Source organism: Novosphingobium bradum (assembly GCF_042646485.1).
GTDB lineage: Bacteria > Pseudomonadota > Alphaproteobacteria > Sphingomonadales > Sphingomonadaceae > Novosphingobium > Novosphingobium bradum.
The window spans coordinates 113,919-136,887 of sequence record NZ_JBHRTQ010000010.1 but is presented as its reverse complement, the minus strand read 5'-3'; the positions used below and the strand labels follow the sequence as shown (position 1 = coordinate 136,887).

Annotated in this window: 18 protein-coding genes; 10 read left to right on the top strand and 8 right to left on the bottom strand. The window is 70.7% G+C overall.

The genetic code is table 11. The features are described from left to right. Positions 1 to 119: 119 nt before the first annotated feature. From ACFOD9_RS12025 to ACFOD9_RS11995, 7 genes are all read left to right on the top strand, one after another. A complete protein-coding gene (locus tag ACFOD9_RS12025) occupies positions 120 to 986 on the top strand; it encodes a hypothetical protein (protein ID WP_379510355.1) in 867 nt (288 codons plus the stop codon). A gap of 5 nt (positions 987 to 991) precedes the next feature. Then, positions 992 to 1,258: a PqqD family protein gene (locus ACFOD9_RS12020; protein ID WP_379510354.1), complete on the top strand. Its 267-nt coding sequence runs from the start codon at positions 992 to 994 to the stop codon at positions 1,256 to 1,258. Continuing rightward, on the top strand, positions 1,245 to 1,700 hold the full coding sequence (locus ACFOD9_RS12015) for a lasso peptide biosynthesis B2 protein (RefSeq protein ID WP_379510353.1): 456 nt from the start codon (positions 1,245 to 1,247) through the stop codon (positions 1,698 to 1,700). The genes ACFOD9_RS12020 and ACFOD9_RS12015 overlap by 14 nt, the downstream gene beginning before the upstream one ends. 92 nt (positions 1,701 to 1,792) lie before the next feature. Further along, a complete protein-coding gene (locus tag ACFOD9_RS12010) occupies positions 1,793 to 1,915 on the top strand; it encodes a hypothetical protein (RefSeq protein WP_379510352.1) in 123 nt (40 codons plus the stop codon). A 56-nt stretch (positions 1,916 to 1,971) separates the two neighbouring features. Further along, a complete protein-coding gene (locus ACFOD9_RS12005) occupies positions 1,972 to 3,963 on the top strand; it encodes an asparagine synthase-related protein (RefSeq protein ID WP_379510351.1) in 1,992 nt (663 codons plus the stop codon). After that, on the top strand, positions 3,944 to 5,755 hold the full coding sequence (locus ACFOD9_RS12000) for an ATP-binding cassette domain-containing protein (protein ID WP_379510350.1): 1,812 nt from the start codon (positions 3,944 to 3,946) through the stop codon (positions 5,753 to 5,755). The genes ACFOD9_RS12005 and ACFOD9_RS12000 overlap by 20 nt, the downstream gene beginning before the upstream one ends. A gap of 67 nt (positions 5,756 to 5,822) precedes the next feature. After that, complete coding sequence (locus ACFOD9_RS11995; RefSeq protein ID WP_379510349.1) at positions 5,823 to 6,323, top strand: DUF2141 domain-containing protein; 501 nt, start codon at positions 5,823 to 5,825, stop codon at positions 6,321 to 6,323. Positions 6,324 to 6,346: 23 nt separating this feature from the next. On the opposite strand, the gene ACFOD9_RS11990 is transcribed toward ACFOD9_RS11995, so the two are convergent. Next, a complete protein-coding gene (locus tag ACFOD9_RS11990) occupies positions 6,347 to 7,096 on the bottom strand; it encodes a phosphocholine cytidylyltransferase family protein (protein WP_379510348.1) in 750 nt (249 codons plus the stop codon). 24 nt (positions 7,097 to 7,120) lie between these two features. Then, entirely contained in the window at positions 7,121 to 8,221 is a 1,101-nt protein-coding gene (locus tag ACFOD9_RS11985) for an inositol-3-phosphate synthase (RefSeq protein ID WP_379510347.1), read from the bottom strand. Between the two features lie 356 nt (positions 8,222 to 8,577). Here ACFOD9_RS11985 and ACFOD9_RS11980 point away from each other — a divergent pair, with 356 nt between their 5' ends. Continuing rightward, positions 8,578 to 9,453, top strand: a complete 876-nt coding sequence (locus ACFOD9_RS11980; protein ID WP_379510346.1) for a CDP-alcohol phosphatidyltransferase family protein — start codon at positions 8,578 to 8,580, stop codon at positions 9,451 to 9,453. A 245-nt stretch (positions 9,454 to 9,698) separates the two neighbouring features. Beyond that, entirely contained in the window at positions 9,699 to 10,916 is a 1,218-nt protein-coding gene (locus tag ACFOD9_RS11975) for a M20 metallopeptidase family protein (protein ID WP_379510345.1), read from the top strand. 49 nt (positions 10,917 to 10,965) lie between these two features. Here the strand turns inward: ACFOD9_RS11975 and ACFOD9_RS11970 are convergent, their stop codons facing one another. The 6 genes from ACFOD9_RS11970 to ACFOD9_RS11945 form a co-directional block, all read right to left on the bottom strand. Beyond that, entirely contained in the window at positions 10,966 to 14,169 is a 3,204-nt protein-coding gene (locus tag ACFOD9_RS11970) for an error-prone DNA polymerase (protein ID WP_379510344.1), read from the bottom strand. Beyond that, on the bottom strand, positions 14,166 to 15,689 hold the full coding sequence (locus ACFOD9_RS11965) for a Y-family DNA polymerase (RefSeq protein WP_379510564.1): 1,524 nt from the start codon (positions 15,687 to 15,689) through the stop codon (positions 14,166 to 14,168). The genes ACFOD9_RS11970 and ACFOD9_RS11965 overlap by 4 nt, the downstream gene beginning before the upstream one ends. Continuing rightward, positions 15,655 to 16,452 (bottom strand): hypothetical protein, encoded by a 798-nt coding sequence (locus tag ACFOD9_RS11960; RefSeq protein WP_379510343.1) that lies wholly within the window; start codon positions 16,450 to 16,452, stop codon positions 15,655 to 15,657. Before ACFOD9_RS11960 ends, ACFOD9_RS11965 begins: the two co-directional genes overlap by 35 nt. A gap of 177 nt (positions 16,453 to 16,629) precedes the next feature. Continuing rightward, positions 16,630 to 18,327, bottom strand: a complete 1,698-nt coding sequence (locus ACFOD9_RS11955; protein WP_379510342.1) for an N-acyl-D-amino-acid deacylase family protein — start codon at positions 18,325 to 18,327, stop codon at positions 16,630 to 16,632. Then, positions 18,320 to 19,264, bottom strand: coding sequence for a TauD/TfdA dioxygenase family protein (locus ACFOD9_RS11950; protein ID WP_379510341.1), 945 nt, complete (start codon positions 19,262 to 19,264; stop codon positions 18,320 to 18,322). Before ACFOD9_RS11950 ends, ACFOD9_RS11955 begins: the two co-directional genes overlap by 8 nt. A gap of 103 nt (positions 19,265 to 19,367) precedes the next feature. Beyond that, entirely contained in the window at positions 19,368 to 21,857 is a 2,490-nt protein-coding gene (locus ACFOD9_RS11945) for a TonB-dependent receptor (protein ID WP_379510340.1), read from the bottom strand. Positions 21,858 to 21,999: 142 nt separating this feature from the next. On the opposite strand from ACFOD9_RS11945, the gene ACFOD9_RS11940 reads away from it, so the two are divergent. Then, positions 22,000 to 22,914 carry an ROK family protein gene (locus ACFOD9_RS11940; protein WP_379510339.1) on the top strand — a complete coding sequence of 305 codons (915 nt, stop codon included), beginning with the start codon at positions 22,000 to 22,002 and terminating at the stop codon, positions 22,912 to 22,914. Positions 22,915 to 22,969 lie beyond the last annotated feature (55 nt).

Below are 22,969 nucleotides of genomic sequence, written 5' to 3'. Positions count from 1 at the left end.
CCACACAGTCCCTCCGAAATGAACCAATAACCGGTCGCCAACTACCGGGTGGGGGCGATGGTTCCGCGTTGCCCGCAGAGATTGACCGGCCCGCCCCGGGCGCTCTACCCCTCCGCGCCATGCCTGCCGTGCTTTCCTCCACCCTGTCGCCCGTCGCGCTGATGCGCCGCGAGATGGCGGTGCGCCAGGGGTTGGTCCCGGTTGAGCTGGACGGCCTGCCGGTGGCGCCCGGCCACAACCGGATGAGCCGCGATGCCTTCCTCCTGCGCGAGCCGGAGGTGGCCTTCCTCTACCGCCGCAGCGAAGGGGTGGTCGTGGCGCGTGGCCCGGGCTGGACCCCGCAGCTTGAGGAGCTTTACCTCAACGGCTCGGTCTGCGCGGCGGTGGCCAGTCTCAACGGGCTGCTCCCGATCCATGCCTCGGCCGTGGTGGTCGAAGGCCGGGTCGTGGCCTTCACCGCGCCGGCGGGCGGCGGCAAGTCGACCCTGGCTGCCGGGCTGGCGGCGCTGGGCCTGCCGCTGTTCTGTGACGATACCCTGGTCGCGCGGGTCGAACCCGATGGGAGCCTGCTGTGCCTGCCCGGGCACAAGCGGATGAAGCTGTGGCCCGATGCGGTGGAGCTGACCGGGAGCACCCCGCTGGAGCAGGTCAGCGCCGACTATGCCAAGTTCTACGTGAGCACCGCGGGCAGCGCCGTGGACGGGCCGCTGCCGCTGGGCGCGCTGGTGTTCCTCGAAACCGGCGCCGAGCCGGCGCTGCTGCCGTTGCACGGCGGCGGGAAGATCGCCCGGCTGAGCGACGATCACTATACCCGCGCCATGTTCTGCCAGGCCAACGCGCTGGATGGCCCGGCGCTGTTCGCCTTGCAGGCGCGGATCGCCCGGGCCGTGCCGATGGCGCGGTTCGTGCGGAGCCTCGATCGCGGCGCCTTCGCCCGATCGACCGGCTTCCTTGCCGAGGCGCTTTGCGCCATGATGCGCGGATGAACGCGATGACCAGGCCGATCACCCGGATCGAAGACAACTATGTCGAGACCGAAATCGACGAGGAAACGGTGCTGATGCGCCTGTCCGACGGCGATTTCTTCTCGCTCGACGGGACGGGCCGGGCGATCTGGCAGGCGATCGACGGCACGCGTGACCGCGACGGGATCGTGGCCCTGCTGGCCGAACGGTTCGAGGCGCCCCTCGCCACGCTGGTCGCCGATGTCGACCGGTTCCTGGCCGATCTTGCCGGAGCGGGGCTTGTCAGCCCCTGACGCGGACCGGCTGTGGCGGCACCGCGCGCGGGTCGTCGAGGCGATGGTCCTGCTGGCGGCGGCGCGGGTGCTGGTCGCCCGGGTGCCGTTTCGCCGCTGGCGCGGCTGGCTGGGCCGTGCGGCGCCGCCGGGCGCGGGCGCCGATCCTGCGGTGGACGAAGCGGTCGGATTGCGCGCCCGCCGGGTGGGCCGCGCGGTCGACCAGGGCGCGCGGCACCTGCCGGGGGCAAGCAAGTGCCTGCCCCGGGCAATGGCCGCCGCCTGGATGCTGCGACGCCGGAACCTGCCGGCAAGCGTGATCTTCGGCGTGCTCGATTCGGGACGACGCGGTACGCCCGATGATCTGCACGCCTGGGTAACCTGTGGGGGCCAAACCATTGCGGGAGAAGGAAAGCCTGATCATTCGCCAGTTCTCGTGCTGCACGGCATGGTTAACGACTGACCGGCTTCGCGCCCGCAAAATCCCGACTTTACCGATGATTGTCTTTAGGGCATAGGTTACTGGATTCCCGCAAGGGAAATGGAGATTTCGCGATGAACAAGACTGAGAAGACCATCTGGACCGCGCCCGCTCTGCACAAGCTTGGTGCTATCGGTGATGTGGCCGGTAACAAGTCTGTCCGTTTCAATGGTTCCAGCGGTAATAACAAGTCCTGAGGCAAGCCGCTTGCGGCCAGGTTCGGCCGCGCTCTCGCTGATCAAGCCGTTCGTCGATGCTGGCATTTTTCAGGGGGGCTGAGGCGGAGAGGCCCGACCTCGCTGACCGGGCGGCCCGGTCGCTCGGCCTCTTTTTTGGCGCCCCTGCGCCCACCGCGGCCGCCGGTCCTGGCCGGCAGGCCTGGCAACTTCCCCCAGTCAGTGCCTATCCCGCCCGTCACCTGCGGGCGCGTTCGGCCAGCCTGCGCGCCTGGCGGCCGGTAACCAACGCCGCCGGCGGGGCGGTGCTCCTCCACGGCTATCTCGACAACGCGGTCGAACTCGCGCGCGAGCTGGGCCTGCCTGGCCCGGCCGGCGTCGGCGAGGATCCCCATGCGCGGGCCGCCCGCGACCCGGCCTACCAGGCGCGGGTCTATGCGGCGGCGGTCGCGCGCTGGGGCGACGAGGCCGATGGCCGGATGGTCGGCCACTACTGCTCGGTCCATGACGATCCCGTCTCCGGCGTCACCCGCCTCGCGCGCAGCCCCTACTATGGCCCGCCGCTGCACTATTTCGTCGCCCCCGAAAGCATCGGCGTGGCCTCGACCCTGCGCGTGCTCGAAGCCCTGGGCCTGGAGCGCCGGCTTGACCGTCGCCGCCTCGCCGAGAGCCTGTTCTTCCTCCACGGCGCGGACGAGGGCTACCTCGAAGGCGGCTTTCGCCTCCACCACGGCTGCATCGCCCGCATCGCCCCGGGGCGGCGCGAGGTCGTGCGGTTCCACGATGCCCTGGCCATTCCCGACCAGCCCCCGGCCAGCCCCGAGGACTACCTGCGCGAGGCCGATCGCCTGCTTACCGAGGCGGTGGGCCGCACCCATGCGAGCGGCCGCCAGCCCGGGATGCTGCTGACCGGCGGGCTCGACAGTTCGAACGCCACCGCGCGGCTGGTGCCGCAATTGCCGCCCGGCCAGCGTCTTCACACCTTCACCTATGTGCCCCAGCCCGATCACGGCGCCAGCGACCTGCCCGGGTGCCTGATCGACGAAGGCCCGGCAGTGCTCGCCTTTGCCCGGGGCTATCCGGCACTCGCCCCCCATCTGGTCGACAATGCCGGGATCACCTTCGACCACCGGCTCGACGAGATGTTTCTCGCCATGGGGACCGGCACGGTGAATGCCGCGATCTTCTTTCGCTACCACGGGCTCTACGCGGCGGCGCGCGAGCAGGGCTGCGATATGCTGCTCTCCTGCGATCACGGCAATGCCACCTTCAGCGCCGAGGGCGACTGGGGCTTCGCGGAATACCTGCGCCATGGCCGGCTGCGCCAGTTGTGGCGCGCTCTCAAGGGCTATGACCGCCATCCCGGCTCGCTGTTCTGGCGGTTCTGCTCGCGTGCCGTGGTGCCGATGCTGCCCGACGGGCTGTGGCGCCTGGCCATGCGCCTTCGCGGGACCGACCCGACCCCGGACAATGTCCGCATCGGCGCGCTGCGCCCCGAGGTTGTCGCGCAATACGGGCTGGTCGAACGCGCGCGCGCCCATGGCACCCTCTACGAGCGCAACTGGTATGCCAGCCGCCGCCAGCAGATCGTCGACAGTTTCGGCCGCGGCGATGTCGAGGGGTCCGACATGATCCAGGGCTTCGAACAGCTCTACGAAGTGGCCATGCGCGATGCCACCGCCTATCGTCCGCTGGTGGAGTTCTGCGCCGGCCTGCCAACCGATATGTTCCTGCGCGATGGCACCATGCGCTGGCTGGCGCGCGAACTGGGCAAGGGGCGGATGCCGGAGGAACAGCGGCTGATGAAGGGCCATGGCCAGCACGGCACCGACTGGTGGGTGCGGATGAACCCGCGGATCGCCGACCTGCGCCGCGCCGTGGCCGAAATCCGCCGCGATCCCCTGCTCGATGGCCTGATCGACAGCGCCGTTCTGGAAGCCGATCTCGACAACTGGCCCGATGGCCACACCTGGGACGAAAGCATGATGACCGCCGGCTCGATGCGCCTGCCGCGCACCATTGCCCTTGCGCGCTACGTCCAGTTCATGAGTGGCGGCAATCGGCTCTGAGCGGCCTTTCGCGGCCCTTGGCGGGCTGCTCCGGTCGACCGGCTCGGTCGGCGCGGCGCTGGGTCTCGGCCTGCTCTCGGCGGTCAGCGCGCTGACCGAGGGGCTTGGCCTGGTCCTGCTGGTGCCGATGGTCGCCATGCTCGGCGCCAGCGCGCCAGAAGGCGCTGGCGGCCTGGCGGCGTGGTTGCGCCGGATCGGCTTCGCGCCCGGACTGGAGGCCTTGCTGGCGCTGTTCGTCGCCCTGGTCGCGGTGCGCGGCCTCGTCGGCGCGGTGCGCGACGTGGCCGCGCTCAGGCTCGAGGCGCGGGTGGTCGATCGTCTGCGCCTGCGGGCCTGGCGCGCCCTGGCGGGGTGCGACTGGAAAGTGCTCTCCACCCTGCGGGCCAGCGATTCGGCCAGCCTGCTCATCACCAATGTCGATCGCATCGGCGCAGGGCTGAACCAGGTGATCGTTCTGGGCATCGCGGCGGCGACCCTGGCCTCGATCGGCCTCGCCGCGCTGGCCATCGCCCCGCTGGTGGCCCTGGCCATGGTCGCCGGCGGCGGCGCGATCCTGTTCGCCTACCGGGGGATGCGCCGCCGGGCGGGCGCTCTTGGCGAGCAGCTCAACGCCGCCTACCGCGCCATCCACGCCACCCTTGCCGAAGGGCTGGGCGCCCTGCGCCAGATCAAGAGCTTCGGCCGCGAGGAGGCGAGCGCCCGGGCCACCGCCGCGGCCTTTGCCGGGCTGCGCGAAACTCAGGTGCGCTACCTGCGCGACAGCGGGCTGGCGCGGGCCTCGTTCCAGGCGGTCGGGGCTGCGCTGCTGGCGGCGCTGGTGTGGCTGGCGATCCGCCAGTGGCATCTGGGCGCCGCCGCGATCCTGCCCACGGTCGCCCTGTTCGCCCGCGCCCTGCCGCTGCTCGGCACGGTTCAGGACAGCTGGCAGAACTGGTCTCACGATGCGACCGCCCTGGTCGAGGCCGATCGGGCGATCGCCTGGCTGGAAGCGGCCGCCGAGGATGGCGGGCCGGATGCCGCCGCGCCACGCCTGTCGGCCGCCACGCGCGGCGCCGACGGGTTCGCGGCCAGGCTACCGGCGATCGCCCTTGCCGGGGTCAGCGTGATCCCCCCGGCCCGCGAGGCGCCATCGCTCGATGCCATCACGCTCGATCTGCCGCCGGGGTCGCTCACCCTGCTGGCCGGCCCTTCGGGCGCGGGCAAGTCCACCCTGGCCGATGTCCTGGCCGGGCTGCTCACCCCCGATGCGGGCCGCTTCACCATCGATGGCCAGCCGGTCACTGGCGCGCTGCGCCGGGCCTGGCGCGAACGCGTGGCCTATGTCCAGCAGGAGCCGGTCCTGTTCCACGCCTCGGTTCGTGACAACCTGCTGTGGGCCGATGGCGGGGCGGACGAGGCGCGGCTGCGCGAGTGCCTGGCGGCGGCTTCGGCCCGCTTCGTCTTCGACCTGCCCGCCGGCCTCGATACGGTGGTGGGCGATCGCGGAACGCGCCTGTCGGGCGGGGAGCGCCAGCGGATCGCCCTGGCGCGCGGATTGCTGCGCGCGCCCGAGCTGCTGATCCTCGATGAAGCGACCAGCGCGCTCGACGCGGCGAACGAGGCGATGGTGGCCGCGGCCATCGCCGCGCTCAAGGGGCGGATGACGATCGTGGTGATCGGTCATGGCGGCGCTCTCGCTGCGCTGGCCGACCGCCGGCTGACCCTTGACCGGGGGCGGCTGGTCGATGGCGGCGGCGGTGACGGGAGCCAGGCATCGCTCATTGCTGACGATATGCTTGCGACGAAGGGTTGATTGCGCGCGACGGGTTGCCCATGAAGACGTGCGGGGACCGGGGAGGGTCCATTTCCCGGATGCCCTGATGACAATACGCCCATTTCTGTATTTCGTGCTTATGCCCGCGTTGCTGCTGTTGGCGCAGGCCGTACCGGCCCACGCCGATCCTGCTCCCGCCCGGCCCGCTCCGGCCGGCTGCACCGGCAGGCCCAGCGACACCTGGATCAATGTCGCGGTGGAAGGGCTTCGCAGCGATTCCGGGCTGGTGGCAATCACGCTCTACGCCGATAATCCGCGCAAGTTCCTGGTTCGCAACGGTTCGCTCTATGTCGGCCGGGTGCCGGCCCACGAAGGAACCACCACCGGCTGCATCTTCGTGCCCGACCCCGGGGTCTATGCCCTGGCGATCTACCACGACGAGAACGGCGACCAGATCTTCAACCGCACCGCGCTTGGCCTGCCCGCAGAAGGCTATGGCTTCGCCAACAATCCCAGCACGCTGGCCGGGCTGCCCAGCTTCCAGTCGGTGCGGCTGGCGATCCCGCGCGCGGGCCTGCTGACCCGGGTGCGGATCAAGTATCCCTGAGCCTGGCGGCGATCAGCCGGCCATCAGGTTGAGCCCATCAGGTTGAGTTGGGCCGGGGCCTGCTCCTCGGCGATCGCATGGGCGCGGGGATCGTCGACATCCAGCCACCAGGCGCCGGCGATCTCCATCGTCGCCGCGCGGCCCCGGTCGGCCAGCACCTGCATCCCGTCCGACAGGCTGCCGCCCTTGCCCGCGGCAATTGCGCTGGCAATCGCCTCGGGCAGTTCGGGGGTGACCAGGAAGGCGCCGCAATCCACCGCATCATAGGCGGGAATGGTCTTGCCGATGGCGGCGATCCGGCCATCGGCTTGGGTCCGCACCCAGGTCGCATCGTCGGGATCGACCAGCGGATTGTCGATCCGGCGGTCGATCGCCAGGGTCACGCCGCGATCCGGCGCGCCTTCGCGGGCCAGCCGCTGGAGGATCTCGGCCGCGAACATATGATCGGCCATGACCAACAGGAAATCCCGCCCGCCCAGCGCCGCCACCCGGTCGGCCCCGGCGATGACCGAGAAGCCGTTGGGCCGCGACCAGTCATCCACCCGCTCGGCATGGATGGCGAGGCCCATGCGGGCGGACAGGCCGGCGAGGAACGCCTCGACCCGCGCGCCCTCGTGGCCGGTCACCACGGTCACCCGGTCGACCCCGGCGGCGGCCAGCTGCCGCACGCCGAGTTCGATCAGGGGGATGCCGCAAACGGGGGTCAGCGGCTTGGAATCCGACAGCGCGCTGATGCGGCTGCCGAACCCGGCGGCGATGATGACCGCGTCCACGCAGCTTTCCCGGCTGGCGGTTCGTTATTCCGCGGCGATGGCGGCAGGCGCGATATATTCCTCGACCATCTGGGCGGCGACATCGTCGTTGAACTGCACCGGCGGATGCTTGCAGAAATAGGCCGAGGGGCCGGCGAGCGCCCCGCCCTCGCCGCGCTCCAGCGCAACCTTGCAGCAGCGGATCGCGTCCATCACGCAGGCCGCCGAGTTCGGGCTGTCTTCCACCGAGAGGCGCAGTTCCAGGTTCATCGGGACATTGCCCCACTGGTTGCCCTCAAGCCGCAGGAAGCACAGCTTGTTGTCCTTCTGCCACGGCACGTAGTCCGACGGGCCGACGTGGATGTTCTCGTCCTCGAGGCGCTCGGCCAGCATGGCCTGGACGGCCTCGGTCTTCGATTCCTTCTTGGAGCCGAGCCGCTGGCGATCCAGCATATTCATGAAGTCGGTGTTGCCGCCGGTGTTGAGCTGGTAGGTCCGCTCGATCTGGACGCCGCGCGCGCCGAACAGGCTGGCGAGCACGCGGTGGACGATCGTGGCGCCAACCTGGGCCTTGATGTCGTCCCCCACGATGGGGATGCGCTTCTCGGCGAAGCGGCGTTCCCACTCGGGCCGGCTGGCGATGAACACCGGCATACAGTTGACCACGGCCACGCCCGCTTCGAGCGCGCATTCCATGTAGAATTCGGTGGCTTCTTCCGAGCCGACGGGCAGGAAGTTCACCAGGATTTCGGCGTCCGACGCCTTGAGCGCGGCGACGATCGTTTCCCGGGTCGCTTCGGGCGCATCGGCGACGATGAAGCCGCGATCGCCCATGCCGGTCATGTGCTCGGCCACGCCATCAAGGATCTTGCCCATGATGACCTTGCCGCCGGTGGCGGGAACGTCGCTCTGGAACACGGCGGTGCAGTTCGGGCCGGCGAAGATCGCCTCGGCCACGTCCTTGCCGACCTTGCGCGCATCGACATCGATGCCGAGCACGAAATCGACATCGCCCGCGCCATAGCCGCCGATCACCTCGTGGATCAGGCCCTGGGCGGAGTTGTTCTGGCGGTAGTAGGCAACCCCCTGCACCAGCGAGCTGGCGCAATTGCCCACGCCGATGATCGCAACCTTGATTGGCTTCATCAAAACGGATCCCTTCAGGCGAGGGCAGCTTTCCGCCGTTCCGGCCGGGCCCCCGATAATTGGCTTCGGTTGAGCAACCTATCGCATCCGGTGATGCCGACGACCACATGGGGCACTGGCAAAATTGCGGAAAACAACGATTTCCTTCGGCCCGGCGTTTCCCGATTGTTGTGACCGGCCACGCGAGCGGCCAAAGGCGGCTGGAAAAGTTCTGCTCGGGCGCCGTAACTATAGTTGGCGCGCCGCCGCCGCAAGCGATTATGACGAACAGGTTACGGCGGTTCGCCGCGGCATTGCAGGAGGATGGCAGGGTGGGCGAAGGGGCACGGGGGGCCGGGCAGGGCCAGGAGGCAGGCGTGCCGCGCCGGCCGCAGCGCCCGCGCGAGTTGCAGGATGGGCTCAACCACCATCTTTACCACCCGCTCGCCTGGCAGCTCGCCCGGCTCCTGGCGAAGACCCCGCTGACCCCGAACATGGTCTCGGTGATCGGCGGCTGCTTCGTCATCGCGGCCGCCGGCGCCTATGCCCTGCCCGGCTGGCCGGGGCCGGCGCTGCTGGGCATGGTCCTGCACATGACCTGGCACGTGGTCGACGGGGCCGACGGCGATCTGGCGCGGATGACCGGGCGCTCCAGCCCGATCGGCGAGATGGTCGACGGGCTGTGCGACTATTGCAGCCACGTGGTGCTCTACCTCGTGCTCGGCTGGCTGCTGGCGGGCGGCATGGCGCCCTCGGCCTGGCCGACCGCCCACCCCTGGCTGTGGATGTGGGCGGCGGGGCTGAGCCATATCGTCCAGTCCAACCATGTCGAGGTGCAGCGCCGGCAGTACCAGTGGTGGGTCTACGGGACGACCTGGCTGCGTAACAGCCGCGACCAGAACGCCGCCACGCGCGGCGGGCTTACGGGCGCGCTGGTCGGGCTCTATCTCGGCCTCGCCACCGGCCTCACCCCCCACGCCCGCGTGATCGACGAGGCCGTGGCCGGCGCGCAAGGCGATCCCGCCCGCCGCGAGGCGATTCGCGCCGCCGTGCGCGCCGAGGCGCCGCCGCTGCTGGCGCTGTGCAAGGTGCTGGGGCCGAACCCCCGGGCGATCGTGCTGGGGCTGGCCATGCTGGCAGGCAGCCCCTTGTGGTATTTCCTCTACCAGTCGCTGGTGCTCAACGCCCTGCTGGTGGTCTCGGTGATCGCCCACAACCGGGCGGCCAAAAGGATCGCGGCGCGGATCGCCTGAGAGCCTGATTCGAAATCCGCAGAAGAGCGAATTTCGAGACGGCGCCAGCCCACTCCCCCACCCGACCACCCATGAGAATACAATGTCTTGGGTGGTCGGGTGGGGGAGTGGGCTGGCGCCGCACGATCCGAGACGCAGTCCAGCGTAGCTAAACGAGAGTTTCGGATCAGACACTGAGAGCCTCGCGTCCGGCCTTCTTGCCCGGCCCCTCTCGACAGGCCCGCCGCGCGGCCTATCATCACGCCATGGCCAAGGAAGACCTGCTCACCCAAGCGCGCGGCATTGCCCCGGGCATCGTTGCCCTGCGCCGGGCGATCCATGCCGAGCCCGAACTGGGCCTGATCACCCCCAGGACGCGCGACAAGGTGCGCGCCGCGCTGGCCGATCTTCCGCTCGATTGGCGCGAGGGGCCGTCCACCACGGGCCTTGTCGCCACGCTGAAGGGCGGGGCCGGCGCATCCGGCTCGGAACGCCGCCAGGTCCTCCTGCGCGGCGACATGGACGCCCTGCCGATGCCCGAGGAAACCGGCCTCGCCTTCGCCTCCACCGTGCCCGGCGCCATGCACGCCTGCGGCCACGATGCCCACACCGCCATGCTGGCCGGTGCCGCCCGCCTGCTCTGCGCCCGGCGCGAGAGCCTTGGCGGCGACGTGCAATTCATGTTCCAGCCGGGCGAGGAAGGCCACCACGGCGCGCGGTTCATGCTGGATGATGGCCTGATCGATCCGCTGCCCCACGCCGCCTTCGCGCTCCACGTCATGCCCAATGCCCCGCACGGCCTCGTCGCCGGGCGCGAGGGCGCGCTGCTGGCCGCGGCCGACCAGATCGAGATCGCCATCGAGGGGCGCGGCGGCCACGCCTCGATGCCGCACGATACGCTCGATCCGGTGCCGGTGGCCGCCGAAATCGTCATGGCGCTCCAGGCCATGGTCACCCGCCGGTTCAATGCCCACGATCCGGTGATCGTGACCATCTCGAAGATCGAGGCGGGCAGCGCCCACAATGTCATCCCCGATCGCGCCGTGCTGACCGGGACCATGCGGACCCTCAGCCCCGATCATCGCGGCGAGTTGCAGATCGCGGTCAACCGGCTGGCCGAAGGGATCGCCGCCGCTCATGGCCTGCGCGCCGAGGTGACCATCCGCGAGGGCTTTCCCGTCACCATCTGCGATGGCCGCGCGGTCCTGTTCGGCGAGCAGGTGGCCCGCGAACTGTGGGGTCCGGCGGCGTTCCACCGCCTGCCCGATCCGATCATGGGCGCGGAAGATTTCGCCTATGTGCTCAACAAGGTGCCCGGCGCGATGTTCTTCCTCGGCGTGGCCCACGAAGGCGATGACTGGCAGCATTGCTGCGGCATCCACTCCACCCGGATGATGGTGGATGAAGGCGTCCTGCCCGGCGGCGCGGCCCTGCTGGCGGCGCTGGGGGAACGGTTCCTGGCGCGCGGGTTCCCGGCAGCCTGACAAGGACCATTCGGTGAAGTTCGAAGCCCCTCGGGGAACGGGCCGGGGTTCAATGAAAATCGCGTGAGCGGGGCAGGATCCGCACCTTGCGCGGGTGCCGCGCCGGGTTCGGGCTCGGCCGCGGATGCCCGGTTGCCTCGGCCTGCCCCTCGTCCGCCGCCAGCTCGCCCATCAGGTGGGTGGCATCGTGGACACGGGCGACCATCAAGTGGACCACGCCCTCCTTGCCGCGCTGGATCTCGCCTGTGATCACCATCAGCCGGGCGGCCATCACCGCGCGGCGCTGGGCCTCGAAATCGCGCGCCCACATCAGCGCGTTGAGGATGCCGGTCTCGTCTTCCAGCGTGATGAACAGCGCGTTGCCCTTGCCCGGCCGCTGGCGGATCAGCACCACCCCGGCGGCGCGCACCCTGGCCCCGTCCTTCGCCGCATTGGCCTCGGCGCAGGAGACCACGCCCCGCCGCGCCAGCCGCCCGCGCAGGAATTGCATCGGATGGCCCTTCAGCGAAAGCCGCTGGGTCTGGTAATCGGCCACCACTTCCTCGGCCGGCGGCATGGCGGGCAGCGCAGGATCGGGTTCGGGGGCCAGTTCGGGTGCCTGCATCGCATCGAACAGCGAAAGCTGGCGCGCCGGCAGGCGGCGCACGTCCCAGCCGGCCTGGCGGCGGGAAAGGGCCAGCGAACCCAGGGCATCGCCATCGGCCAGCAGGGCCAGGGCGCGCGGCGGCAGGGCGGCGCGGCGGGCCAGGTCCTCCAGGCTGGCGAAGGGGGCATCGCTGCGCGCCGCAGTCAGTCCCTGCGCCCAGCTTTCCCGGAAATGATCGATCTGGCGCAGGCCCAGGCGCAGCACGCGCGGCCCCTCCAGCGTCGAATCCCACTGGCTGGCGTTCACGTCGATGGGCCGCACGGCCACGCCGTGCTCGCGCGCATCGCGCACCAGCTGGGCCGGGGCATAGAAGCCCATCGGCTGGCTGTTCAGGAGGGCGCAGGTGAAGGCCGCCGGCCAGTGGCATTTCAGCCATGACGAAACATAGGCCAGCCAGCCGAAGGCCTGGGCGTGGCTTTCGGGAAAGCCGTATTCGCCAAAGCCCCTGATCTGCTCGAAGCAGCGCTGGGCGAAGTCCTCGGGGTAGCCCCGGCGCACCATGCCGCCCACCAGCTTGTCCTGGTAATGGCCCACCGTGCCCATGTTGCGGAAAGTGGCCATGGCCCGGCGCAGGCCATCGGCATCCGATGGCGTGAAGCCGGCAGCAACGATGGCCAGCTTCATCGCCTGTTCCTGGAACAGCGGCACGCCCAGGGTCTTGCCCAGCACCTCGCGCAGTTCGTCGGGATGGTCGGGCGGGCCGGGGAATTCCACCGGCTCCTCGCCGTTGCGGCGGCGCAGATAAGGGTGGACCATGCCGCCCTGGATCGGCCCCGGCCGCACGATCGCCACCTGGATGACCAGATCATAAAGCTCCCTGGGCTTCATCCGCGGCAGCATGGCGATCTGGGCGCGGCTCTCCACCTGGAAGGTGCCGATGGAATCGCCGGCCTGGAGCATGGCATAGGTGGCCTTGTCCTCGCGGGGCACGGTGGCCAGGGCAAGATCGGCCAGGCCATGCCGGCGCAGCAGGTCGAAGGCCTTGCGGATCGCGGTCAGCATCCCCAGCGCCAGGACGTCGACCTTCATCAGCCCCAGTTCCTCGATATCGTCCTTGTCCCATTCGATGAAGGTGCGATCCTCCATCCCCCCGTTGTGGATCGGCACGATCTCGTCGAGCCGGCCCTGGGTGAGGATGAAGCCGCCCACGTGCTGCGAGAGGTGGCGGGGAAATTCGAGAATCCGCCCCACCAGATCGCCCAGCCGCGCCATCTCGGGGCTGGCGGGATCGAACCCGGCCTCGTCCAGCCGTTCCGGCGGCATCCGGCTGCCGCCCCAGTGGCCCCAGATCGTCCCGGAAATCCGCGCGGTCACGTCCTCGGTGAGGCCCAGCGCCTTGCCCACCTCGCGGATCGCCGAGCGCGGGCGGTAGTGGATCACCGTGGCGGCGATCCCGGCGCGCTCGCGGCCATAGCGGCCGTAGATATACTGGATCACCTCCTCGCGCCGCTCGTGCTCGAAATCCACGTCGATGTCGGGCGGCTCGTTCCGCTGTTCGGAGAGGAACCGCGAGAACAGCAGCTTCTCCTTCACCGGATCGATCGGGGTGATGCCAAGGAAGTAGCAGACCAGCGAATTGGCGGCCGAACCGCGCCCCTGGCACAGGATCGGCGGATCGAGGCTGCGGGCATGGCGCACGATGTCGTGCACGGTGAGGAAGTAGAACGCATAGTTGCACTTGGCGATGAGGGTGAATTCCTCGGCCAGGGTGCGCTCGTAGGCTGGCGGCAGGCCTTGCGGGAACCACGCGCGCCCGCCCTCGCGCACCAGGTGCTCCAGCCAGGCCTGCGGGCTCCAGCCAGGGGGAACCGGCTCGTGCGGATATTCGTAGGCCAGTTCGGGCAAGGTGAAGGTGATAGCACCCAGCAGGTCCTGCGTGGCCGCCAGCGCCTCGGGGCAGGCGGCGAACAGGCGGGCCATCTCGGCCGGGGGCTTGAGATGGCGCTCGCCATTGGCGGCCAGCGCCCGGCCGGCCTCCGGCACCGTCTGGCCAAGGCGGATGGCGGTCAGCACATCGTGGAGCACCCGGTCCTCGGGCATGGCATAGAGCGCGTCGTTGGTGGCGATGAGCGGGACGCCCGCCGCCTGCGCCAGCGCCCGGGCCTGGACGAGCCGGCGCGCATCGCGCCCCGCGCGCGGCATGGTCGCGGCGCGCCACAGCGGCTGGCCGGTGGCCTTCAGCGCGGCAAGCAGGGCGGCGTCGCCGCCCATGGCGATCAGCGCCAGGTCCTGCGCGTGATCGAGCAGGTCGGGCAGGGCGAGGTCGCAGGCGCCTTTCTCCACCCGGCGGTTGCCCAGGGTCAGCAGGCGGGTCAGTCGGCCCCAGCCGTGGCGGGTGCGGGGATAGGCGATCACGTCGGGCGTGCCGTCGGCAAAGCCCAGCCGCGCGCCCACGATCAGCCGGAAACCGGATTGCGCCCCACCCAGCCCCCGCCAGGCCCGGTGGGCGCGGACCACGCCGGCCAGGGTGTTGCGATCGGCCAGGCCGATCCCGGCCATGCCCAGGGCATGGGCGCGGCTGACCATGTCCTGCGGGTGGCTGGCCCCGGCCAGGAAGCTGAAATTGCTGGCGGCAACGGCTTCGGCGAAGATCGGCGGCCCGGTCATGGGAACTGGCCGTGGAGATACCAGGCGGGATGGGGCTTTTCGGCATGAAGCCCGTGGCGAAACAGCCACCAGCGGCGCCCTTGTGCATCCTCCACCCGGTAATAGTCGCGGGTCAGCGCGCCGGTTGCCGCATTGGTGGCGGCCTGGCCGGAATGGGCGCCTTCGTGGCGCCACCATTCCGCCGCGATCCGCTCCGGCCCTTCGGCCAGGCGCACCGCGAACAGGGCGCCGCGCCAGCGGAAGCGCAGCGGCGGGCCATCGGGAACCCCGGCGATCACCTCGATCGGCTGGGGCGGATCGAACAGGACCAGCGGGCGCGGCGGGCTGTCGTCCAGCCGGGCGGCGAAGGTGGCCTGCCGGCGGGGCAGGCCTTGCCCCCAGGGTCGGACCTCCTGGGCAACTTCGGGCAAGTGGCGGTCGGCGGGCACAAGGCGATAGACCGCCTCCGGCCCCAGCCGCACCACCAGCCGGTCAACCAGCGCGGCGACACTGTCCTCCACCGCGTCCCCGCCCGGTTGCGCGCCGATCTGCCCCAGTCCGGCCTGGCGGGCGGCCAGGGGTTCGCTGCGGGGGATGGCCAGCACCACGCTGTCGAACCCGAAGCCCGGGTCGAGCGGATCGGCCAGCCCCTCGATCCGTTCGCGCAGCAGCCGCATGACCGGGGCCGGATCGCGCGAGGCCAGCCCGGTTTCCACCGCGAGGCGGCGGCGCGCGCCGTCGCTGCGGCACAGGGTGAAGACGAAGCGCCGCCCGCCCAGCCGCCGCCGCTCCATCTCTGCGCCCAGCCGGCGCAGCAGGTCTTCGGCCACGTCGAGCACGTCCTCGGTCCGCGCGACCGGCTCGGCGAAGCGTTCCTCGGCGCGCAGGGGATCGGCGTGGCGGCGCGGGACCAGCGGGCTGGCCGCCTCGCCCAGCACCTGGCGCAGGCGCAGCACCAGCCCCTCGCCGAAGCGGGCGGCCAGCGCCGAGGACGGGCGGGCGGCAAGATCGCCCAGGGTGGCCAGCCCCGCGCGGCGCAGGGCCATCAGGCTTTCGTCGGGCAATTCCAGCGCGGCAACGGGTAGCGCGCGGACATCGCTTGCGCCATGCCGGGCCAGGGCGCGGGCGGCGGCGGGATTGGCGGCAAAGGCGGGGCGCGCGGCATGGCCGGCGCGGCGCGCCTCCTCCAGCACCGCGCCAAGCAGGCCCGCCTCCCCGCCCAGCAGATGGGCGCAGCCGGTCACGTCAAGCACGGCGCCGTCGGGCGGATCGGCGGCGACCACCGGGGTGAACCGGCCAAGCGCGCCGAGCAGCCGCTCCAGCGCGGCGGCATCGGCCGCGGGATCGGCGGGCCGGGTGACCAGGTCGGGGCAGCGGGCGCGGGCATCGGCCAGGGCCATTCCGGCGGCCAGTCCCGCCTTTTGCGCCGCCGGATCGACCGCCGCCAGGCGCAGGGCGCTGCCGCTGCGGGCAACAAGGGCAAAGGGGCTGGCGCAGGGGGCTTGCTCAGGCCGCGCACCGGCCTTGCATCCCGCTTGCAGTGCCCGTTCGCAGGCCAGCCAGGGGAACCACAGCGCCAGGAAGCGCGGCTGGGGCCGGGCTGGCCGGACCGGCGGGCGTTGCGGGAAGGGGGCGGAAGAAACCATGATCGCTGTCCCATTCGAGGCGCCATTCCTGTCCGGCGGCGGCGCCGCGGCGGCGGTCAAGCCGGGCGACGAGCGCCGGCTCCCCCGGCGCTTCGCCGGCCAGGGCGAGGGAAGGGGCCGAGGCAATCGTCCAGCGGGTGAAGGCCGCGCTCGGCCGTGGTTCGGCATCGATCCGCAGGACCACGACCCGCCCGCCCGAACGCTCCGCCGCCAGGGCAAGGCGGCGGCTGGCGGTGAGATCGTAGGCGGGCAGGCGCCCCGCGCTTTCGATCACCACCCCGGCCAGCGCGGGGCAGCGCGCGGCATCCAGCCCGGCGCGCAGCAGCCCGTTCCCCCTGGCCGTTCCCCCGGCGGTTCCCTTGCCGCCCCCATCGGCCGCCGCGACGATGGTCAGCCGCGCCGGATCGAGCCCGAGCCGGGCCAGCCCATCGCCGTGGAGCATGGCCCGCGCCCACCGCGTCCTGCCCCGGGAATGGATGAGGAACAGCGGGCCGCTTGCGGGCGGCCCGCCAACCTGCGCGAGGGCAAAGGCCAGCGCCGCGGCGCGGTGGGCGCTTTCGGCGTGGACTTCATGGAGGCGGCCCGGCTCCAGCCCCGGAATCCCGCCGATCTCCGGCAGGAGGCGAGTGGCTGGAGCCGCGAAGGAAGGACCGTGCATCTGCGAATCACCCGAATATGTTCCCATTATGTTCCATCTGGCGGGGATGTCCACCGGGTGGCGGGGGATTGTGCTGGACTGTTTCGTGGGGCGCTGGTTCACCCGGCACCCGGCACCCGGCACCCGGCTGCGAGCTGGGAGTGGGGGACTGCCGGGGCCGGGGCGCCGGGCGGGCGGTCAGTGGCGGATCAGGCGGCCGGGCAATTGGCCGGTGGCCCGGCCTTCGCGCCGGGTGATCACGCCGGCCACCAGCGTGGCATCATAGCCCGCCGGGTCCTGGGCGATGCGCGCGCCGCCCAGCGGCAGGTCGGGGACCATGAAGGGGCGCGGGAGCTTCAGGTTGGCATAGTCGATCACGTTCGCATCGGCCCGCGCGCCCACGCGCAGCACACCGCGATCCGTCAGGCCCACCGCCTGCGCGGTTTGCGAGGTCAGCCGCTGGACGATCCGTTCCAGCGGGAATTCGCCGCTGCGCGCCCAGCGGGTCAGCATATGGGTGGGCAGGCTGGCATCGCAGATGAAGCCGCAATGCGCGCCGCCATCGCCCAGGCCCAGCACCGCATGGGGACTGGCCAGCATGGCGCGCACGGCCGCGATGGAATTGCCGGCGAAGTTGACCACCGGGTTGTAGAACACGGTTTCGCCGTGGCCGCGGGTGATCAGGTCATAGGCCAGCACCTGCGGCGCCACGCCCATCAGCGCCGCGCGGGCGCCCAGCGATTCATCGGGCGCCGGCTCGTAATCCGGCAGATCGGCGCATTCGAAGATATTGGCGAAATTGGTGTGGTGCTGACGTCCCGGCGGGGGCTGGGTGCCGGGAAATTCGCCAAGGATGCGCGCGCGCCGCGCGGGATCGCGCAGGGCCGCCAGCCGCTGGGGCAGCGGCAGGGCGGCCACTTCGCGGTAGGCATCGCAGAAGGCGAAGGGATGGCGGCTGAAGTCCAGCCCGTAGAACTGCCCGACCGGGCGCCCGCAGACCTGGGCGCGGATGGCCAGGCCATCGGCATTGGCCTGCTCGATCCGGTCGAGCACCCGGCGCCAGCGCTGCGGATCATGGGGATATTGCATGAGCGAGAGCGACAGCGGCCGGCCCGAGGCTGCGGCCACCTGGCGGATCAGGGCGAAATCGCCCTCCTCGTCCTCGAGATCGCAGATCATCTGCCAGACCCCGCGCCCGGCATCCTTCAGCGCTCCGGCGATGGCCACCAGTTCGCGCGCGCCGGCATCGTAGCTGGGGGTCAGTTCGCCGTCGCTGCCGCGATGGTTGAGGCTGCGCGAGGTGGAAAAGCCGATCGCGCCAGCCGCCAGCGCCTCGGCGGCCAGGGCGCGCATCGCGGCGATGTCGTGGTCGGTCGCCGCCTCGCGCCGGGCGGCGCGTTCGCCCATGGCGTGGACCCGCAAGGGGGCGTGGGGCACCTGCACCGCCACGTCCATGTCGAACCGGCGGCTGGCGATGAAGTCCATGTATTGCGGGAAGCTTTCCCAGCACCACGGCAGGCCGGCGGCCAGCACCGGCTCGGGAATGTCTTCCACCCCTTCCATCAGGGTGATCAGCCGCTCGCGGTCTTCGGGCCGGCAGGGCGCGAAGCCCACGCCGCAATTGCCGGTGACGACCGTGGTCACGCCGTGGGGCGAGGACGGGTCGAGGTGATCGGCCCAGGTAACGTGGCCATCATAGTGGGAATGGATATCGACGAAGCCGGGCGTGACGATCCGCCCGCGCGCGTCGATCTCCTCGCGGCCCGCGCCGGCAACCGGGCCGATGGCGGCGATCCGCCCCCCGGCGATCGCCACGTCGGCCTCGCGCGCCGGGGCGCCGGTGCCGTCGATCACGGTCCCGCCCCTGATGACCAGATCGAAGGCCGGATCAGACATCGAAGGTGGCCGACTGGTGATGCTCCAGCACGCGGCCCAGCGCGTAGTCGCCGAAAATGGTGGTGCGGTGCATCAGGCGGCGATCGTCGGGATCGACCCCGGTGGCGCTGTGCAGGGTGCGCCAGTTGTCCCAGGCGACCATGTCGCCCGGTTGCCAGTCGTGATAATAGGCCAGCGCCGGATCGGTGCAGTGGGCGACCACCTCGTGCATCAGTGCCTCGCCCTCGCGCCCGCCCAGCTCGTAGATGCCGGCGCAGAACCATGGCGAGACGTTGAGCACCTTGCGCCCGGTTTCGCGCTGTTCGTAGACCATCGGATGCAGGATGCGGGGGAATTCCCATTCGCGCTGCTGGATGCCGTGGAACGAGGGTGCTTCCTCGATCAGCCGCACCTGAGCGGGCCGGCCGAAGCGCATATGTTCGGGATTGAGGTCCATCACGTAGACCGCATGGAGCCCGTCGATCCGCGCCTGCAATGCGGCGGGCAGCCGATCCCAGGCGGCGATCTGGTCGATGAACCCGGTCTTGCCGCCGCCCCTGGCGGGCAGTTCGATCGGCCGCAGCACGCCGCCCCGGTTGATCCTGGCGGAATAGGCAAGATCGGAATGCCACGGCAGCCAGCCGCCGATGGCCTTGCCGTCGATCTCCACGATGGTGCCATTGCCGCGCCAGTACTTCACGGTGACAAGGTCGGGATTGCCTTCCACCCGCACTTCCGGGAACAGGTGCTGCTGGTTCTGGCCGAAACAGGCGCTGACCGCGCTTTGCATCGCGGGCGAATCCTCGCCATCGCGAAACAGGACCACGCCCTTGTCGATCCACAGATCATGGATCGCGCGGCGCACGCCCTCGTCCTGCAACTGCGCCAGGGTGAGTCCGCTGACTGTCGCGCCGAAGCCGAGGCCATCGGCCAGGGGAGTGATCCGGTATCCAGGCATGGCGGCATCTTTCTCCGGTTGTGTTTTGCCGCCATCATAGCCGGGAGTGAAGCCCGGGGAAGGCCTGTTTTTCGGGCGCTTTTGCCGTGATGGTCGCCGCCGTTCAGCGGAAATCGAAGCGGAGGGTGGCCTTGATCGCGCGGCCCTGGGCGGGGTTGGCATCAAGGAACGGGCCGCCGGCGATGACCCCGGCCGTGCCCTGGAGCGCGAAGCTGTTGAGCAGGTTGTAGGCCTGGAGGCCGAGTTGCAGGTTGGCGGTTGGCCGCACGGTGACGAAGGCGCCCAGCACGGCCGAGGCCGGCCAGGTGCGCTGGTCGGCGCCCAGGGTGCTGGTCTGGCCGGTGAGGCTGGCGCCGATCTCGGCCTTGTCGGCCAGGGCATGGCTGGCAAGGGCCGACCAGGTCAGGCCGGGAATGTTGGGCGACCGGCGGAACGGCTGGCCCTGGGCGGCGGAGACCTGCGAGCGGTCATACGTGGCGCTGAGCACGAGGTTCAGCCCGCCGCCCTGCCAGGTGGCGAACAGTTCGGCGCCCCAATCGCGGTAGGAGCCGGAGATCGTGCAGGTTGGCGCATCGATGCCCAGCACATTGCGGCAGTTGGTCCGCGAGATTTCCTGCGAGGAGATCGCATAGCGCGATCGGAACCCGGTCAGCTCCACCGTGTAGCGCCCGCCGAGCAGGTGGCCGCGGTTCTTCAGGCCCAGTTCGTACTGGGTGACCGGGTAGCGCGCGGCGGGCAGGCCGGCGGCGCTGAGGCTGCCATCGGGCGCGAAGTAGCTGGGCGTGTTGCGGGTCAGCCGGTCGGCGTTGAAGCGGGTGCCGTGCGAGGCGCGGGCGAACAGCGAGAGATCGGGCGTGGCCTTGTAGAGCGCGCCGGCCGACCAGTTGGTGGCGCTTTCGGAAAAGGCGATGTGCTCCATCGGCCCATCGTAGCCAAGGACCGGCAGGCTGGTGACGACCGTTTGGCCGGTGCGCGGATCGACCTGCCGCACCGCGATGGTGCCCAGCGTGGCCCCGGTGCTGCCCTGCGCCCAGCCCCGCCCCCGGAACAGTTCCTGGCGCAGGCTGCCATCGAGGGTCACCGCGCCGAGATCGAGCGCGAGGTTGGCATAGGGCGCATCGAGGGTGAAGGTGGTGTCGAAGTGCTGGTTCCAGCCGGCATTGTAGCGGGTGATGCCGCCGGCCGAGAGGAGATCGCCGGTGCCGTTCGGCCCGCTGACCAGCGCGAGCTCGGCCGGATTGCCGCCGCGCGCATCGAGGATCGCATCGTTCGCGTGCCAGTTTTCGGCGATGCGCTGGGCATGGTGGAACCAGCCGAGCTTGACGTCGATCTGCGCCCCGCCTCCAGCCCTGCCAAGCCCGCGCCGGGTGCTCAGCGACAGGTCGTTGGCGAAGTGGTCCATGTGATCCATCGTGGTGTGGATCGCGGGCGCGGTGTTGACGAAGGCGCCGGTGAAGACCTGGCCGGCATTCGGGCCATTGGCGTAGATCAGCGACTGGCCGGCGCCGGGCACGCCAGCCACCGGGCTGGCATTGTAGAACTGGACGTTGAACGTGCCGCTCATCCGCGCGAGGCGCAGGTTGTCGTCAAGGATCACACCGCCGAAATCGTAGTGCGCCTGGAGCTGGGCCATGCGCTGGCGGGTGCTGATCCCGTCGAACCGCGCGTCCTCCTGTGCGCCCTGGTTCACGAATAGCCCGGTCTGGTGGAAGGGCGAATAGCCCGGGGTCTGGCGGCGCCCGTCGCACTGGGCGGAGGGGCCGATCGCGGTCACGGCGGTCGCGGTCACGGAGCCTTGCGACAGGCAGCCGTTGTAGCTGGGTTCGCGCGTGTCCGACAGCTTGACCAGCAGGCGGACGAAGCCGGCGCCGCCGGCGAATTCCCTGGTGACATTGCCCCGGATCAGCCACGAATCGTGGACCGGGTAGGCCGCATCGAGCACGCCGCGCCCGGTATCGGCATAGCCGCCCAGGTTGAACCAGCTCGTTTCGCCCAGGCTGCCGCCAAGGCGGGCGTTGATCCGGGTCCAGTCGTGATCGACGCCCTTTTCCAGGGCGACGAAGCCGCCGTGGGTGCGGCCGGTGGCGCTGATGTGATTGATCACGGCCCCGATCGCCTGGCTGGCCAGGGTGGAGGCCGTGCCGCCGCGGATTGCCTCGATCCGTTCGGTCAGCGGATCGGGGCGGGTCCAGTAATCGTTGTTGCCGAACTGGATATCGCCGAACAGCACGGTCGGCAGGCCGTCTTCCTGGACCTGGACGAAGGGCGAGCCGCCGGTGGGGGTTCGCAGGCCGCGCACGCCGATGTTGGAATTGCCGCCATCGCCCTGGGTGCCGGAAACCTGGATGCCGGGGATCAGGCGGTAGAGCTCGGCCGTGCTGGTGGCGTTGAACCGGGTAATGTCGGCCGCGGCGATGGCGCCGACCGAGGCCGCGCTGTCGAGCCGCGACCGATCGCCGGCCGATGCGGTGACCACGATGGCATCGAGCGCGCCGGCGGGCGGGGGCGCTTCGCGTGCCATGGCCGGAAAGGCCAGCAGGATTGCCGGCAAGGCGAGCATTACGGGGCGGTTCTTCTGGTGGAGCTGGGACATGATGCCTCGCCCTGACGGGATTTGCCTGCCACAATCAAGGCAATCCATGGGACGAAAATGAACTGCATTCGATTGTATTCGTGATGATGGAGACATTCGTGGTATTCAGCGACTTGGCGCGGCCAAACGACTTGAGGCGCAGATGACCTTGGCGCTCGTCGGCGCCATCGAGGCGGGCGGCACGAAATTCGTCGTGGCGGTGGCGCAGCCGGGCGGCGCGATCCTTGAACGTGTGCGCCTGCCCACCGAGGCGCCGGGCCAGACCATGCCGCAAGTGGTGGCCTTCTTTCGCGCGGCCGCCGCCCGCCATGGCCCACTGGGCGGGATCGGCGTGGGCAGCTTCGGCCCGATCGGCACCGATCCGGGCGCGGCCGGCTATGGCACGATCCTGCACACGCCCAAGCCCGGCTGGGCCGGCACGAACTACCGCGACTGGCTGGCCCCGCTTGGCCTGCCGGTGGCGGTCGATACCGATGTCAACGCCGCGGCCCTGGGCGAATGGCTGGCCGGCGCCGGGCAGGGCGTGGATACCCTGGCCTATACCACCGTGGGCACCGGCATCGGCACCGGGGTGATCCACCGGGGCCGGCCGCTCGGCGGGTTTGGCCACTACGAGGCCGGGCACATCCGCGTGGCGCACGATCGGCTGCGCGATCCGTTCGGCGGGGTCTGCCCCTATCATGGCGATTGCCTGGAAGGGCTGGCGAGCGGCGCGGCGATCATGGCCCGCCATGGCACCGGCCTTGATCGGCTGGCCGATCCGGCCGAGGCGATCGCGCTGGTCGGCGGCTATCTGGCGGACCTGGCCGTGAACCTGGTGCTGCTGCATATGCCCGACCGGCTGATCTTCGGCGGCGGGGTGATGAAGGCGCCCGGCCTGATCGCCACCCTGCGCCGCGAAACCGAACGCCGGCTGGGCGGCTACCTGGTCCACCCCCGCCTCGATCCGGGCCTCGAACGCTATATCGTGGGGCCGGGGCTGGGCGACCTGGCCGGGATCACCGGCGCCATCGAACTGGGCTGCCGGGCCGCGCGGGAGGCCGGCGGGCCGGGATGAGGCGGCGCGGCGGGCGCGCGGGGGATCGCCGGTGCGGATTCTGGACGGGCGCCGC